Annotated in this window: 10 protein-coding genes and 1 pseudogene; 4 read left to right on the plus strand and 7 right to left on the minus strand. The window is 70.6% G+C overall.

Going from position 1 to position 15,591, the window contains the following annotated elements; translation table 11 throughout:
- Positions 1-2: 2 nt before the first annotated feature.
- Positions 3-2,531: a DNA gyrase subunit A gene (gyrA, locus tag R6Y94_RS32270; protein WP_318399792.1), complete on the minus strand. Its 2,529-nt coding sequence runs from the start codon at positions 2,529-2,531 to the stop codon at positions 3-5.
- Positions 2,532-2,699: 168 nt separating this feature from the next.
- Complete coding sequence (gene gyrB / locus R6Y94_RS32275) at positions 2,700-4,643, minus strand: DNA topoisomerase (ATP-hydrolyzing) subunit B (protein ID WP_318399794.1); 1,944 nt, start codon at positions 4,641-4,643, stop codon at positions 2,700-2,702.
- Positions 4,644-5,233: 590 nt separating this feature from the next.
- Here gyrB and R6Y94_RS32280 point away from each other — a divergent pair.
- The gene (locus R6Y94_RS32280; protein ID WP_318399796.1) at positions 5,234-5,788 is read left to right on the plus strand and encodes a hypothetical protein; all 555 of its coding nucleotides are present in this window, start codon (positions 5,234-5,236) and stop codon (positions 5,786-5,788) included.
- Positions 5,789-6,153: 365 nt separating this feature from the next.
- Positions 6,154-7,389: pseudogene (locus R6Y94_RS32285) on the plus strand (MFS transporter); the annotation flags it as partial.
- Positions 7,390-7,471: 82 nt separating this feature from the next.
- On the opposite strand, the gene R6Y94_RS32290 reads toward R6Y94_RS32285, so the two are convergent.
- From R6Y94_RS32290 to dnaA, 5 genes are all read right to left on the minus strand, one after another.
- Positions 7,472-8,143 (minus strand): DUF721 domain-containing protein, encoded by a 672-nt coding sequence (locus tag R6Y94_RS32290; protein WP_412102931.1) that lies wholly within the window; start codon positions 8,141-8,143, stop codon positions 7,472-7,474.
- Between the two features lie 76 nt (positions 8,144-8,219).
- Positions 8,220-9,395, minus strand: a complete 1,176-nt coding sequence (gene recF / locus R6Y94_RS32295; protein WP_318399798.1) for a DNA replication/repair protein RecF — start codon at positions 9,393-9,395, stop codon at positions 8,220-8,222.
- Positions 9,396-9,398: 3 nt separating this feature from the next.
- Entirely contained in the window at positions 9,399-10,271 is an 873-nt protein-coding gene (gnd, locus tag R6Y94_RS32300; RefSeq protein ID WP_318399799.1) for a phosphogluconate dehydrogenase (NAD(+)-dependent, decarboxylating), read from the minus strand.
- Between the two features lie 26 nt (positions 10,272-10,297).
- Positions 10,298-11,431 carry a DNA polymerase III subunit beta gene (dnaN, locus tag R6Y94_RS32305; RefSeq protein ID WP_318399801.1) on the minus strand — a complete coding sequence of 378 codons (1,134 nt, stop codon included), beginning with the start codon at positions 11,429-11,431 and terminating at the stop codon, positions 10,298-10,300.
- A gap of 760 nt (positions 11,432-12,191) precedes the next feature.
- Positions 12,192-14,243: a chromosomal replication initiator protein DnaA gene (gene dnaA / locus R6Y94_RS32310; RefSeq protein ID WP_318399803.1), complete on the minus strand. Its 2,052-nt coding sequence runs from the start codon at positions 14,241-14,243 to the stop codon at positions 12,192-12,194.
- A gap of 738 nt (positions 14,244-14,981) precedes the next feature.
- On the opposite strand from dnaA, the gene rpmH reads away from it, so the two are divergent.
- Complete coding sequence (gene rpmH, locus R6Y94_RS32315) at positions 14,982-15,119, plus strand: 50S ribosomal protein L34 (RefSeq protein ID WP_318399805.1); 138 nt, start codon at positions 14,982-14,984, stop codon at positions 15,117-15,119.
- Positions 15,120-15,154: 35 nt separating this feature from the next.
- Positions 15,155-15,589, plus strand: a complete 435-nt coding sequence (gene rnpA, locus R6Y94_RS32320) for a ribonuclease P protein component (RefSeq protein ID WP_318399807.1) — start codon at positions 15,155-15,157, stop codon at positions 15,587-15,589.
- Positions 15,590-15,591: the final 2 nt, after the last annotated feature.

Genomic DNA, 15,591 nt, shown 5'->3' on the forward strand with positions numbered 1-15,591 from the left:
AACTAGTCCTGTTCGTCAGGCTCGTCGGCATTGCGAGCAATCGCCACAATAGTCACGCCGTCTGGTAGGTCCATCAGTTTGACACCCATTGTGTTCCGATCACGCGTTCGGCGTACAGGCTTCACCGGAGTCCGGATCACGCCGCCGTTGCTGGTGATGGCAAACAGCTCGTCGTCCGGGCTGATGACGACCGCGCCGACCAGACCGCCGCGGCGCTCTGTGATCTTCGCGGTCAGCACCCCTTTACCTCCCCTACCCTGCACGGGGTATTCCTCGATCGGGGTACGTTTCGCGTAACCCCCGTTCGTCGCCACGAGGACATCCAGGTCCATGCCCTCGCGGACCACCTCCATCGCCAGCAGCACGTCGTCGTCGGTGAACCGCATCCCGATCACGCCGGAGGTGGCCCGACCCATCGGCCGGAGCGCCTCGTCGGTGGCGTTGAACCGGATCGCCTGCGCCTTCTTGGACACCAGGAGGAGGTCGTCCCCGGGTCCCGCCAGCGCCGCTCCGACCAGCTCGTCCTCGTCGCGGAGGTTGATCGCGATGATGCCGCCAGAGCGGTTGGAATCGAACTCCTCCAACCTCGTCTTCTTCACCAGACCGTTCCTGGTGGCCAGGACCAGGTACGGCGCAACCTGGTAGTCCGGGATCTCGATCACCTGGGCGATCTGCTCGTCGGGCTGGAAGGCGAGCAGATTGGCCACGTGCTGGCCTCTCGCCACCCTACTGGCCTCCGGCAACTCGTACGCTTTGGCTCGGTAGACCCTCCCCTTATTGGTGAAGAAGAGCATCCAGTCGTGCGTCGAGCAGACGAAGAAGTTGCTGACGATATCGTCCTGGCGCAGCGTCGTGCCACTGACCCCCTTGCCGCCCCGGCGCTGCGAGCGATAGAGGTCGACCTTGGTCCGCTTGGCGTATCCGGTCCGGGTGATGGTGACGACCACGTCCTCGCGGGCGATCAGGTCCTCCATCGAGACCTCGCCCTCGAAGGGCACGATCTTGGTCCGGCGGTCGTCGCCCCACTTGGCCACGATCTCGCCGAGCTCCTCGGAAATGATCTTCCGCTGCCGCTCCGGCTTGGCCAGGATGTCCTTGAGGTCGGCGATCTCCAGCTCGATCTTGGCCAGCTCGTCGATGATCTTCTGACGCTCCAGCGCAGCGAGCCGGCGAAGCTGCATGTCCAGGATCGCGGTGGCCTGCACCTCGTCGATGTCGAGGAGCTGGATCAGGCCCTGCCGGGCCTCCTCCACCGTCGGCGAGCGCCGGATCAGCGCGATGACGTCGTCGAGTGCGTCCAGCGCCTTGACCAGACCCCGCAGGATGTGCGCCCGCTCCTCGGCCTTGCGCAACCGGTACGCCGTACGCCGCCGGATCACGTCGATCTGGTGGCCCACGTAGTGCCGGATGAACTGGGCCAGGTTGAGCGTGCGCGGCACCCCGTCGACCAGGGCCAGCATGTTGGCGCCGAAGGTCTCCTGGAGCTGGGTGTGCTTGTAGAGGTTGTTCAGCACCACCTTCGCGACCGCGTCCCGCTTGAGCACCAGCACGATCCGCATACCGGTACGCCCGGAGGACTCGTCCCGGATGTCGGCGATCCCGGCGAGCTTGCCCTCCTTGATCAGCTCGGCGATCCGCTCGGCCAGGTTGTCGGGGTTGACCTGGTACGGCAGCTCAGTGACGACGAGGCTCGTCCGGCCCTTCTTGTCCTCCTCGACCTCCACCACCGCGCGCATCCGGATCGAGCCGCGCCCGGTCCGGTACGCGTCCTGAATCGGGGTGGTCCCCACGATCAGTCCGTGGGTCGGGAAGTCCGGCCCCTTGACGATCCCGATCAGCGCGTCGAGCGTGGTGGCCTCGTCGGCGTCCGGGTGCTCCAGGCACCACTGCACCGCGTCGGCGATCTCCCGCAGGTTGTGCGGCGGGATCTTGGTGGCCATGCCGACCGCGATGCCCTCGGAACCGTTCACCAACAGGTTGGGGATCCGGGACGGCAGGATGGTCGGCTCCTTGGCCCGGCCGTCGTAGTTGTCCTGGAAGTCGACGGTGTCCTCGTCGATGTCCCGGAGCATCTCCATCGCCAGCGGGTCAAGCTTGCATTCTGTATACCTCATCGCCGCAGCCGGATCGTTGCCCGGCGATCCGAAGTTGCCGTTGCCGTCGACCAGTGGGTAGCGCAGCGACCAGGTCTGGGCCATCCGGACCAGCGCGTCGTAGATCGCCGAGTCGCCGTGCGGGTGGAACTGACCCATCACGTCGCCGACCACCCGGGAGCACTTCACGTAACCGCGGTCCGGTCGGTAGCCGGAGTCGAACATGGCGTAGAGGATCTTCCGGTGTACGGGCTTCAACCCGTCCCGTACGTCCGGCAGCGCCCGCCCGACGATCACGCTCATCGCGTAGTCGAGGTAGGAGCGCTGCATCTCCACCTCGAGCCCGACCGGCTCGATCCGGTCGTGCTGAGCGACCGCGCTGGCGGCAGCCGCGTCCTGCTCCGGCTCGTTAGCGGAGGACTCGGGAGTATCCGTCACTGTCAACCCTTATCAGACTCAAAGCCGCATTCCGCTGTGGATAACGGCTGTGGAAACCGTGGAAGCTGTGGATAACTGTGTGGAACGGCGGTCCCGGTCGGCCGTTCGGCCGGGTCGGAGATCTCGACCCGGCCGGTCCGGTCGGTGTCGGGAGCCGCCGTACCGCCACTAGATGTCGAGGAACCGGACGTCCTTGGCGTTGCGCTGGATGAACGAGCGGCGTGCCTCCACGTCCTCGCCCATCAGGACGCTGAACAGTTCGTCGGCGGTCGCCGCGTCGTCCAGGGTGACCTGGCGGAGGGTACGCGTCGCCGGGTTCATCGTGGTCTCCCACAGCTCCGGGTAGTTCATCTCGCCCAGACCCTTGAACCGCTGGATGTCGTCCGGCTTGGCGTTCGGCTTCTTCTGCTGGCGCAGCGCGATCAGCCCGTCCCGCTCCCGGTCGGAGTAGGCGTACTGGGCGTCGTCGCCCTTGCGGTTCCACTTGATCTTGTAGAGCGGCGGTGCGGCCAGGTAGACGTGGCCCAGCTCGACCAGCGGCCGCATGAACCGGAACAGCAGGGTCAGCAGCAGGGTCTGGATGTGCTGGCCGTCGACGTCGGCGTCGGCCATCAGCACGATCTTGTGATAGCGGAGCTTCTCGATGTCGAAGTCGTCGTGGATGCCGGTGCCGAGCGCGGTGATCAGCGCCTGGACCTCGTTGTTCTTCAGTACCCGGTCGATCCGGGCCTTCTCCACGTTGAGGATCTTGCCCCGGATCGGCAGGATCGCCTGGGTACGCGGATCCCGGCCCTGCTTCGCCGAGCCGCCCGCCGAGTCACCCTCGACGATGAACACCTCGGACTCGCGTGGGTCGGTGGACTGGCAGTCGGCCAGCTTGCCCGGCATCGAGCCGGACTCCAGCAGCGACTTGCGCCGGGCCAGCTTGCGGGCCTGCTGCGCCGCGATCCGGGCCCGGGCCGCCTGGGTCGCCTTGGTGATGATCAGCTTGACCTCGCCCGGGTTCCGGTCGAACCAGTCGACCAGCCACTCGTTGCAGACCCGCTGCACGAAGCTCTTCACCGGGGTGTTGCCGAGCTTGGTCTTGGTCTGCCCCTCGAACTGCGGGTTGGTCAGCTTGACCGAGATGATCGCCGCGAGCCCCTCCCGGATGTCCTCGCCGGAGAGCTTCTCGTCGCTCTTGAGCAGCTTCTTCTCCGCACCGTACCGGTTGACCACGCTGGTCAGTGCGGACCGGAAGCCCTCCTCGTGGGTGCCGCCCTCGTGCGTGTTGATGGTGTTGGCGAAGGTGTAGACCGACTCGCCGTACGACTCGTTCCACTGCATGGCGATCTCGACCGCCATGCCGTCCTCCTCCGCGCCGAACTCGACCACGGTCTTGTGGATCGGGTTCTTGGAGGCGTTGAGGTGCCGGACGAAGTCGGCGATGCCGCCCTTGTAGCAGAAGGTCACCTCGCGCGGCTTGCCGTCCTCCTCCCGTACCCGCTCATCGCGGAGCTGGATGGTCAGCCCCCGGTTGAGGAAGGCCATCTCCTGGAGCCGCCGGTAGATGGTCTCGAAGGAGAAGTCGACGGTCTCGAAGACGTCCGCGTCGGGCCAGAAAGAAACCGCCGAGCCGCTGGTGTTGGTGGTTTCGCCCTTCTCCAGCGGTGACGGCTTGGAGTTGGTGTAGCTCTGCCGCCAGACGTAGCCGTCCTTGTGGATCTCGACGAACATCCGGGTGGAGAGCGCGTTGACCACCGAGACGCCGACGCCGTGCAGGCCGCCGGAGACCGCGTACGCCTTGCCGTCGAACTTGCCGCCCGCGTGCAGCACGGTCAGCGCCACCTCGACACCCGGCTTCTTCAGCTTCGGGTGCAGGTCGACCGGGAAACCCCGCCCGTTGTCGGTGACCCGGACGCCGCCGTCGGCGAGCAGCACCACCTCGATGGTGTCGCAGTAGCCGGCCATCGCCTCGTCCACGGCGTTGTCCACGACCTCCTGGACAAGGTGGTGCAGACCGCGCTCACCGGTCGATCCGATGTACATACCGGGCCGCTTACGAACGGCCTCCAGGCCCTCCAGAACGGTGATCGACTCGGCGCCGTACTCCTGCTTCTTCTGCGCTGCCACCTTGGCCACTTTCTCGCGCGGTCCGCGCCGTGCGGCGCGGAAGCGCGGGTTTGGTGGGCGGCCCACGACAGGCGCGCGGGCCGGCACCACGAGGAATTCCGGGTACGGTCGAACGCGCCGGTCGCCGCGGCTGCCCACGGATCGCGATCGGCTCGGACCCGGTGCGGTGCCGGCCGGACCACCCCGGGCCCGGTCTCCGCTCCACACCGTGTCGTCGTCTCGCCGTCAATCTTACTGTGCCCAGATGACATATTGGGTATGCGGCACCCCTGCGCGGCGCCCTGAGAACCTCGTAGGCGGCCGTACCCCCTCGCCTACGACTCCCCCCACACGCCTGAGATCGAATCGGGGGCCGTTTCCGGCATCGTTGTACCGTCGCCGGCCGACACCTCCCAGCCTGGTCGTGCCCGCCCAGCCGGGGCCATGCCGGACCGGACGTTCGGCGCACCACCGACCGGGGGTCGCGCGGAGGGCGAGCGGTGCCGTAACTTGTCGACGCCGGAAGTAAGCTCCGTGGCCAGGATGCCCGGTAAGAGCATCGGACGGTCCAAACGACCGGTTTCGTCAGGTGCATGGAGAGGTGACGCCCGATGGGGCTGGACAACGTCGCGGTGCGCTGGCCGCGGACCGGCCGCTTCTACGACCCGGTCGCCCCGGCCGAGTTCGTCGACTTCGGCGAGCTGGCCGACTCGCCCGAGGTGGCCGCCCCGACCGCGGCCCTCGCCGGATACATCGCCAAGAACGGTTCGGTCCGGGCGACCGCCTACACCGAACTGGTCGACCTGCTGCTCGGGCTGGACGGGGTGCTCTACGCCACCGAGGCCGCCGCCGAGGACGAGGACCCGGTGATCGACCCGGACGGCTGCGCCTGGATCGCCGGCGGCCTGGAGCGCTTCGTGGACGGGCACCGGGAGTACGGCGACTCGGTGACCTTCGACACGGTCAGCGGCGTACTGCGGGCCGCGCTGGCCGGCGGTCGCCTGGCCGAACAGCAACTGCGCTGGCTGGACAGCCGACTCGACGCGCTGCGTGACGAGTCCGGTGCGCCGCCGCAGTGGAGCTTCTCCCGCTCCGAGCTGGGCGTGCTGGCCGGTTTCTACCGCCGGTGCGCCGAACGCGGCTTCGCCGTCTACGCCGACTCCTGACCGACGCCTCCCGCCTCTGCCTGAACCACTTCCGCCTGAGCCGCCTCCGGCACGGGCTGCGGCTCCGGCAGGGGAGCCGCCGGACGGCGGCTGGGCTGAGGATGGCTGGGTTCGCGGAGCGGTCGGTCCGTCGTCGACTCCGGGCGTCCGACCGACCTCCCCTCCTCCGAACGGGTACACCCCTATTGGCCCGGATCGTCGGTTCTATGGCGGTACGGCGTGACGCGGCTCATCGCCCCCTGCACGGCGGGGTGGAGCAGAAGTCAGACTTGCCCGTCGCCCGGCGAGTCACGTCTTGGTGACATGGGGCCACGGCGTCAGGACGTACCGCGTTCGCCGCCGACCAACGGGGAGGGTTCGCGGCCTTGGGTACGACCTTCGGGGCGCTGCGCCATCGGAACTACCGGATCTGGGCCGGTGCCGGCTTCGTCTCGGTGATCGGCACCTGGATGCAGGTGCTCGGAGTCAACTGGTACGTCCTCCAGCAGACCGGCTCGGCCACCTCCATGGGGTTGGCCGTACTGCTCCAGGCGCTGCCCACCCTGATACTCAGCGGCTGGGGCGGCGCGCTGGCGGACCGGCTGCCCGCCAGGCCGCTGCTGGTCGCCACCCAGGTCGGGCACGCCGGACTCGCCGCCGGGCTGGCCGCGGTGGCCTGGTCGGATGCGCCGCAGATGTCGACGATCTATCTGATCTCGCTGGTCAGCGGCATGCTCTCGGCGATCGAGGGACCGGTGATGGGCCGGTACGGCTCGACCATGGTCGACCGGGAGACCCTCGGCAACGCCCTGGCGCTGGGTTCGCTGACCAACTCCGCCGGGCGGATCCTCGGAATGAGCGTCGGCGCGGTCGTGGTGGCCGCCACCGGGCCGGCGATGCTGTTCGCGATCAACTCCGTCAGCTTCGTCGCGGTGGTCGCCGGGCTGCTCGCCGTACGCCAGCGGGAGTTGCACCAGCCGGAGGCCGCCGCTGCGGAACGCGGCGGCGACCGGCACGGCGTACGCGCCGGGTTGCGCTACCTCTGCCGGCAGCCGGTCGTGCTGACCGCCCTCGCGCTCGCCTTCGTACTCGGCAGCCTGGGCCGCAACTACCAGGTCACCATGGCGGCGATGAGCGCCGGCCCGCTCGGCGGTGGCGCCGGCGGCTACGGGCTGCTCTCCACGGTCTTCGCGGTCGGCACGGTCCTCGGCGCGCTGGCCGCCGCCCGCCGACGCGACCTCAGCTACCGGCTCCTGGTCGGTGCCGGGGTGGCCGCCAGCGTGTTGCAGGCGGTCGCCGGGCTGGCCCCCGGGATCTGGACCTTCGCCGTCGCGATCCTGCCGATCGCCGCCGCTGCGGTGATCATCGACACCACCGTCGGCACCCGGGCCCAGCTCGACACCGACGGCGCCATGCGGGGCCGGGTGCTGGCCGCCATCGCGGTGACCGGCTCGGTCGCCACCGCCGTGGGCGCGCCGGTCCTCGGCTGGCTCTCCGAGCACGCCGGACCCCGGCAGACCCTCGTCCTCGCCGGCTGCGTCGGCCTGCTCGCCTCGGTCTGGGCCGGCCTGGCACTGGCCCGCCGCGACTCGGCGCCCGCCCGGCCCGCACCGCGCCGGCTCGCGCTGCCGGCCGCCCGCTCCGCCGCCGGCCGGCGGCGGCTCGCGGTCAGCCGGTTCGCCCGGCGCGTGCCGTCGGTCCGGCTCAGCCGTACGTATCCCGAGGGCCACGTCCTCGCACCCGCCGCGGACCTCGCGACCAGGACGGTGCCGTCGGGCCGTGCACGTGCAGCCGGCGAACCACGCCGTGTCCGACCACGGCGGCGATCCGCCGCAGCAGCGAGCCGGCGAGCAGCCGGAGCTGCGTCGCCCACGCCGTGGACTCCGCCTCGACCGTGAGCTCGCCGTTCTCCAGCTTCACCGGGCGGCTGTGCTGGGCCACGTCCGGCCCGACCACCCGCTCCCAGGCGCCGAAGACGGTCGCCTCGGCGGCCGGCTGCTGCCAGCCCCGAGCCTTCACCAGCCGGGCCAGCACCGTACCGAACAGCTGCGGATCGCGGGGGTCCGGCCCGGGGCCGGAGTAGCCGCGCGGCCGGCGCCGCTGCCCGCCGGGTCGCCCGGCGGTCGAGCCGGCACCGCCAGGCCCGCCTGCCGCGCCGTCGGCCGCCGACTCCGCGTCCAGGTCGGCTCCGCCAGGGGTACGCCGACGCGGGCCGGGCGCTCTCCGTTTCGCGAGCGCCGCGTCGAGAACCGCCCGGGCCAGCGCCGGACCGGCCAGTTCACCGTCTCCGGCCGGCGGTGCCGGATCGGCCTGCGCCGTATCTGACGGCGGTGCCGGATCGGCCGGGGTGGCCGGATCGGCGGTGGAGCGCGCCACCGGCCTGCTGCGGCTGGCTCGGCCGCTGCCGTCACCGGAGCCGCGCGGCTCCCGGGCCGGAGGTGGGGTCGGCGGATCAGTCGGCACGGGACACCTGCCCGTCGGAGACCTCGTAGCGGGCGCCCCGCAGGGCCTGCGGCACGTCGTCAGCGACCGCGCAGGTGACCAGGAGCTGGCTCGCCCCGGCGACCAGTTCGGCGAGGCGTTCCCGGCGGCCGCTGTCCAGCTCGGCGAAGACGTCGTCCAGCACGAGTACCGGTTCGACGCCGTCGGCGCGGAGCAGGTCGTAGGCGGCGAGCCGGAGCGCCAGCGCGTACGACCAGGATTCGCCGTGGCTCGCGTACCCCCGGGCCGGCAGGGTACCCAGGGTCAGGGTCAACTCGTCGCGGTGCGGCCCGACCAGGGTCATGCCGCGGTCGATCTCGGCCGGCCGGGACTCGGCGAGCGCGGCCGACAGCGCCTCCTCCAGCGCCGACCGGTCCGGCACCGGGTCGGGCAGCTCCACCGACGGGCGGTACGCGATCGACGCCGCGCCCCGCCCGGCAGCCACCGCGTCGTACGCCTTGGTCACGTGCGGGCCGAGCGCGGCGACCAGTTCCAGCCGCCCGGCCAGCAGCTCCGCCCCGTGCCGGGCCAGGTGGGTGTCCCAGACCGCCAGGGTCGACAGGTCACCGCCGCCCTCGGCCGGCCGCTCGGCGTCGGCGCGGGCGGCCTTGCCCCGCCCACCGGCGGTCTTCCGGGCCAGATAGGCGGTACGCAGCAGCGCGTTGCGCTGCTTCACCACCCGCTCGTAGTCGGCGCGGACGGCGGCGTACCGGGGCATCCGGGTGACCAGCAGGTCGTCGAGGTAACGCCGCCGCTCGGCCGGGTCGCCCCGGACCAGTTCCAGGTCCTCCGGGGCGAAGAGCACCAGCCGCAGCGCGCCGAGCACGTCCCGGGCCCGGCGGGCGGGCGAGCGGTTCAACCGGGCCCGGTTGGCCCGACCCGGGGCGACCTCCAGCTCGACCAGCAGCTCCCGACCGTCGTGCACGATCGCGCACCTGAGCACCGCGGCTGTGGCGCCGGCCCGAACCAGTGGGGCGTCGGTGGCGACCCGGTGGCTGGCCAGCGTCGCCACGTAGCCGAGCGCCTCGACGAAGTTGGTCTTGCCCACCCCGTTCGGGCCGACGAGCACGTTCCCACCCGGCTCCAGGTCGACCCCGACCCGCTCGTACGAGCGGAAGTCGACCAGTTCGAGCCGGCGGACGTACACCGGTCAGTGCTTGCGGACCGCGTGCCCGCCGAACTGCTGACGCAGTGCGGAGACGGCCTTCAGCGCGGGCGAGTCGTCCTGGCGGGAGGCAAACCGGGCGAAGAGCGAGGCGGTGATCACGTTCAGCGGCACGGCGAGCCGGACCGCCTCGTCCACCGTCCAGCGCCCCTCGCCGGTGTCCTCGGTGTAGTCGCTGAGCTGGGACAGCTCCGCGTCCTCGTCGAGGGCCCGGTCGAGCAGGTCGAGCAGCCACGACCGGACCACGGTGCCGTCCCGCCAGGACTTGAACACGCCCGGCACGTTGGTCACCAGTTCGGAGGCGGTGAGCAGCTCGTAGCCCTCGGCGTAGGCGTGCATCAGGCCGTACTCGATGCCGTTGTGCACCATCTTGGCGTAGTGCCCGGCGCCGACCGGCCCGGCGTGTACGAAGCCGAACTCACCCTCCGGCTTGAGCGCGTCGAAAATCGGCATCAGCCGCCCGACGTGCTGCTCGTCGCCGCCGGCCATCAGGCCGTAGCCGTTCTCCCGCCCCCAGATGCCGCCGGAGACGCCGACGTCGATATAGCCGATGCCGTGCCGGTCGAGCTTCTCCGCCCGGGGCAGGTCGTCGCTGAACCGGGAGTTTCCACCGTCGATGACGATGTCTCCGGCGGAGAGGACCTCGATCAGCCCGTCGACGGTCGGTTCGGTGTACTGCACCGGCACCATCACCCAGACCGCCCGCGGCGCGGCCAGCTTCTCGGCCAGTTCGGCCAGGCTGGCCACGTCGGACAGCGCCGGGTTCTGGTCGTAGCCGATTACCTCGTGCCCGGCGGCGCGCAGTCGCTCGCGCATGTTGCCGCCCATCCGGCCGAGGCCCACCAGGCCGAGTTGCATGAACTTTCCTTCCAGAACCGGTGCGATCAGCGGGTGACCCGGATCGGCATGATCAGATAGCGGTAGCCGGGAATGATCTCCCCGTCCTCGGTGGAGGGCGAGATCACCGCCGGCTTGAAGGCGTCGACGAAGGAGAAGACCGCCAGCGCCGAGCCAAGGTTCTGGAGTCCGTCGATCAGGTACTGCGGGTTGAAGCCGATGGTGAGGGGCTCGCCGGTGAAGGTGGCGTCCATCGCCTCGCTCGCCCGGGCCTCCTCGGTGCTGCCGGCCTCGACGACCAGGCCGTCCGAGCTGAAGTTGAGCAGTACCGGCGTGGTCCGGCCGCCGACCAGCGACACCCGCTTGACGACCTCGACGAGCGCGGCGACCGAGACCCTGGCCTCCGCGTTGGAACCGGCCGGGAAGAGCGAGCGCACCGGCGGGTAGTTGGCGCCGTCCAGCAACCGGCTGGTGGTCCGGCGGGTGCCGCCGGTGAACCCGATCAGGCCCTCGCCGGCCGCACCCTGGGAGAGCGCCATCGTGACGTCGCCGCCGAGCGGCCCGAGGGCCTTGGCGGTGTCGTGCAGGGTCCGGGCCGGCACCAGCGCGTTGATGCTGACCTCCGGGTTGTCCGGCCGCCAGTCGATCTCGCGCAGCGCGAGCCGGTAGCGGTCGGTGGCGAGCATCGCCAGGGTCGAGCCGTTCAGCTCGATGCGTACGCCGGTCATCATCGGCAGCGTCTCGTCCCGGCCGGCGGCGATCGCGACCTGGCCCACCGCGGCGGCGAAGGTGGCCGCGTCGATGGTGCCGGCGCTGCCCGGCATCTCCGGCAGGGTCGGGTAGTCCTCGACCGGCATCGTCGGCAGGGTGAACCGGGCGCTACCGCAGACCAGCTCCAGATGGGCCCCGGCGGCGGCGATGTCCACCGGCTTCGCCGGCAGTGCCTTGGTGATCTCCGCCAGCAGCCGGCCGGAGACCAGGGCGGCGCCCTCCGCCTCGCTCTGCACGTCGACGGTCACCTGGCTGGACACCTCGTAGTCGAAGCCCGAGACGTGCAGCCCACCCTCACCGACCCGGAGCAGCACGCCGGCCAGCACCGGCACCGAGGGACGGTTGGGCAGACTCTTCGCGGTCCACGCCACGGCGTCGGCGAGCGCGTCGCGCTCCACGCGGAACTTCATGCCATGCCTCCGGATCGACGTCAGCGACAACTGTCTCATGCCGGCGGTCGCCTTCCGGCCCCGCCAACCGTGCGGCCCTGCATCGCACCTTAGGGCCCGGCCACATCGGCTGTGCGCCCGACCCCGGTACTTCGGCAGATCTTGACCCATGGGTACGACGGATCAAAAGAGTCCACAGGATGCCCAACGCCGATGATTGGTTTTTGTTCTCTTGAAGAGATAACTCAATCGTCTTCATCGGTGCTGTGCAAACTGTGGAGGGGCCGCCTTTACGCAGGTCAGCGACTTCTCCACCGGTGTGCGAGGTGTGGACAACCGGGGTCGAAACCGGGCTCGCGATCCACAGCCACCTCCGTCGGCGGGGTTTTCCACGCTTGTCCACCGGCCGTCCACCGGGTTACCCACCGGCTTTTCCCCATCTGTGGGCACAGCCGGGCGGAGATCGACAGGCACCGTCCCCAGAACCTTCAACAGCCCGTACACAGCCCGCCCCGAGCGGTGGACAACTATGTGACGCTCAGTAACCGTCCACATGCGTTTCCCCAACCCTTGTCCACAGGTTGTGGGTTCTCCGTCCGACGCCGAACCGAGGTTATCCACCGGCGGTGGACAACCGGCTGTGGACAGCTTGGGTACAACGAGCGGGCCTGTGTACGACCGAGGGCCGGCCGATCGCCGTCGGAGGCCCCGGATCACGACCGAGGGCCGGGTACGGACCGGGTCGGCCCGTACCCGGCCCTCGCCGGTTCGGTCAGTCAGGTCAGGTGTTCTGCTTGATCCGGTTCGTCAGCTCGGCGATCTGGTTGTAGAGCGAGCGGCGTTCCGCCATCTGCTGCCGGATCTTCCGGTCAGCGTGCATCACGGTGGTGTGATCGCGCCCACCGAACGCCTGGCCGATCCGGGGCAGCGACAGGTCGGTCAGTTCCCGGCACAGATACATCGCCACCTGCCGGGCGTTGACCAGTACCCGGGACCGGGACTGCCCGCGCAGGTCCTCCAGGCTCACCCCGAAGTAGTCGGCGGTGGAGATCATGATCTGGTCCGCGGTGATCTCCGGCCCGGAGCCGTCCGGGATGAAGTCCCGGAGCACCTCCTCGGCCAGCGAGAGTTCGACCGGAGACCGGGTCAGCGACGCGAACGCGGTGACCCGGATCAGTGCCCCCTCGAGTTCCCGGATCGAGTTGGCGATCCGGGAGGCGATGAACTCCAGTACGTCCGGCGGGGCGAAGAGCCGCTCCTGGGCCGCCTTCTTCTGCAGGATCGCGATCCGGGTCTCGAGGTCCGGCGGCTGGATGTCGGCGAGCAGGCCCCACTCGAACCGGGTACGCAGCCGATCCTCCAGCGTCGCCAGGTCCTTCGGCTTCCGGTCCGAGGTGATCACGATCTGCTTGTTGGCGTTGTGCAGCGTGTTGAAGGTGTGGAAGAACTCCTCCTGGGTCCGCTCGCGGTTCTCCAGGAACTGGATGTCGTCGATCAGCAGGATGTCGACGTCGCGGTAGCGGCGCTGGAACGCGCTCGTCTTGTCGTCCCGGAGCGAGTTGATGAAGTCGTTGGTGAACTCCTCGGTCGAGACGTACCGGACCGAGCGGGCGTTGCCCAGCGTCGTCGCGTAGTGCCCGATGGCGTGCAGCAGGTGGGTCTTGCCCAGCCCGGAGCTGCCGTAGATGAACAGCGGGTTGTACGCCTTGGCCGGCGACTCGGCCACCGCGACCGACGCCGCGTGGGCGAACCGGTTGGACGAGCCGATGACGAAGGTCTCGAACATGTACTTCGGGTTCAGCCGGTTGCCGCCGACGTCTCCGGCCCCGCCGACCCCGCCCGGTCGGCGGTCGTCCCGGCCACCAGGCCGGTGTAAGGCGTTGCCGCCGCCCCGCCCCGGACCGTTGTCCGGGCCGCCGTCCCGGCCGGGCCCGAGCCGTCCGGCACCGTCCCGGGTGTCGTGGTAGCGGCGGTCCGCCGGCCGGTGGTCGCCGAACTGGCCCAGGTCGCCGGTGTCGGTCCCCCGCTCGTCGAAGCCCCGCCGCTCCTGGTGCGGAGCGGTCGGCCGGTACGGCTCGGGATAGGGCGCGCTGAAGAGCGGCTCCTGGCCGTCCCGGCTGGTCGGGATCAGATTGCCCCGGGCAGGGTCGGGGCGCCCGGGGGGCCGTCCCGCAGCGCCGGACGGCACCTGAGCCGAGCCGGTGAACGTCGGGGGCTTGCGCCCGCCGGTCTGGTCCGGCACCGGGTTCCGGTGTTCGGGGGCCTCCGGGCCGGGGCCGGCTGGAAACTCCCGCTCCGGTCGTACCGGGTATTCGCGTTCGGCCTCACCGGGAAAGCGGAGCGGCTCGGCCCGGTACCCGCCGGTCGGGTCGGAGTCGCCGTATCCGCCGGCCGGCTCGCGGTCGCCGTATCCCCCTCCCGATGGGTCGGCGCCGTCGTATCCGCCGGCCGGCTCCGCGCCGCCGGGATAGCCCGGCGAGCCGCCGGATCCGGGATAACCCGGGGGCGCGGCCATTCCCGCCGGTTCGGGTCCGGCCGGATAGCCGGTACCGACCGGGCGCACCTGGCCGTCCTCGGGCGGCCGTACGGTGACCGCCACCTGGACGGCCCGGCCCAGCCGGCGGGAGAGTGCCTCGGTGATCGCCGGGCGGAGTCGCGACTCGATCACGTCCCGGGTGAAGGCGTCCGGTACGGATAGCAGAGCGGTGTCCTCGATAATGGTGTGCAGACGGGTCAGCCGGAGATAGGCACGCTGCTGGGCCGAAATAATCTCGTCGGCCAGTTCCTCCGTCGTCGCCGCCCACACCGCGCCAAGGTCGATCGTGTCGGCCACCGTCGCGCCACCCCCATCGCCTCTGCGTCTCCGGCCGCCGTTGCCGTCCCAGTCGACCGTTCCAGGCTTGCTGACGTGCTCTCGAACAGGCACGACGCGGCGTTCGGCGGGTGCCGGCGCCGTCCACAGGTTATCCACAGCCTGTGTATCGACCGATTGTGTCGCCCGGCCGGGCGTCCGTGTCGTCTGCCCCCGGCCCGACCGGCGTTGACGCGGGTTCATCTGTCGAACGATCGACGAGCTTGTCCGGTTTTGCCCGTCAGCGGCATCCCCACCCCTTGACGCTGACGTGCAATCGGGCACGCTAACAGCGTTGTCCACAACCCTTCAACCGTCGGCTCCCCCCGGGACCTTGCCGACAGCAGAGAAAACCCCGTCTGGCGGGGTGGGTCGGCGGAGTCGGGCACCGGCTTCGCCGGGATACCCGGGCCGGGCCGTCTGCCGGCGATGGTCCCGACGCCCATGCCCGACGCCCGACGGTCCGGAGCCCTGCGCCGGCAGCGCGGCCGAGCCGGTTGCCGATCGAGACGTTTGACGGCCGTTGCCGGGCTGCGTAGGCTCCAACGGTTGCTCTGTCGCCCTCTGCTAGGGTGATGGGAGACTGTTGACCGCGGCCCTGCACGGGCCGTGGCTGATGCCTGGACGGCATCGACACCCGGCCGTCCCGGCGGTCGACGCCAGACAATCACACGACCCCGCTGTCGCACGACCGGGGCGTACGACGACGGAGAGCCTGACGTGAGCAAGCGCACCTTCCAGCCGAACAACCGCCGGCGCGCGAAGACCCACGGCTTCCGGCTGCGCATGCGCACCCGGGCTGGTCGCGCCATCATCTCGGCCCGCCGTGGCAAGGGTCGCACCCGCCTGTCGGCCTGACGGCTGGCAAGGCCGGTCCGGGGATGTAGGCAGTCGTGCTGGCGGCCGCACAGCGACTGCGGCGCAGCAGTGACTTCGCCGTGGCGATCCGGGGTGGGCGCCGTGCCAGTCGAGGAACGCTGGTGGTCCATCTCGATTCGGCCGGAACGACGGCGGCAACTTCTTCCCCGACGACCACGACGGCATCGGAGCCGGTTCGGAGCGCCGGTGCGGGACACGAGCCCGCACCCGCCCGGGCCGGCTTCGTCGTCTCCAAGGCGGTGGGGGGCGCGGTGGCCCGGAACAGGGTCCGGCGCCGCCTGCGACACCTGGTCCGCGACCGGCTGCCGGGCCTGCCCCCCGGCAGCACCCTGGTGGTACGCGCACTGCCCGGTGCCGCCGACGCCCCGTACGCGCGGCTCGGCACCGACCTGGACGCCGCGATCGCGGCGGCACTCGCCCCCCGGAAGTCCTCCCGGCGGTCCCGATGACG

Origin of the sequence: Plantactinospora sp. KLBMP9567 (assembly GCF_033446045.1) — a bacterium.
In the GTDB taxonomy this organism is placed as follows: Bacteria; Actinomycetota; Actinomycetes; order Mycobacteriales; family Micromonosporaceae; genus Plantactinospora.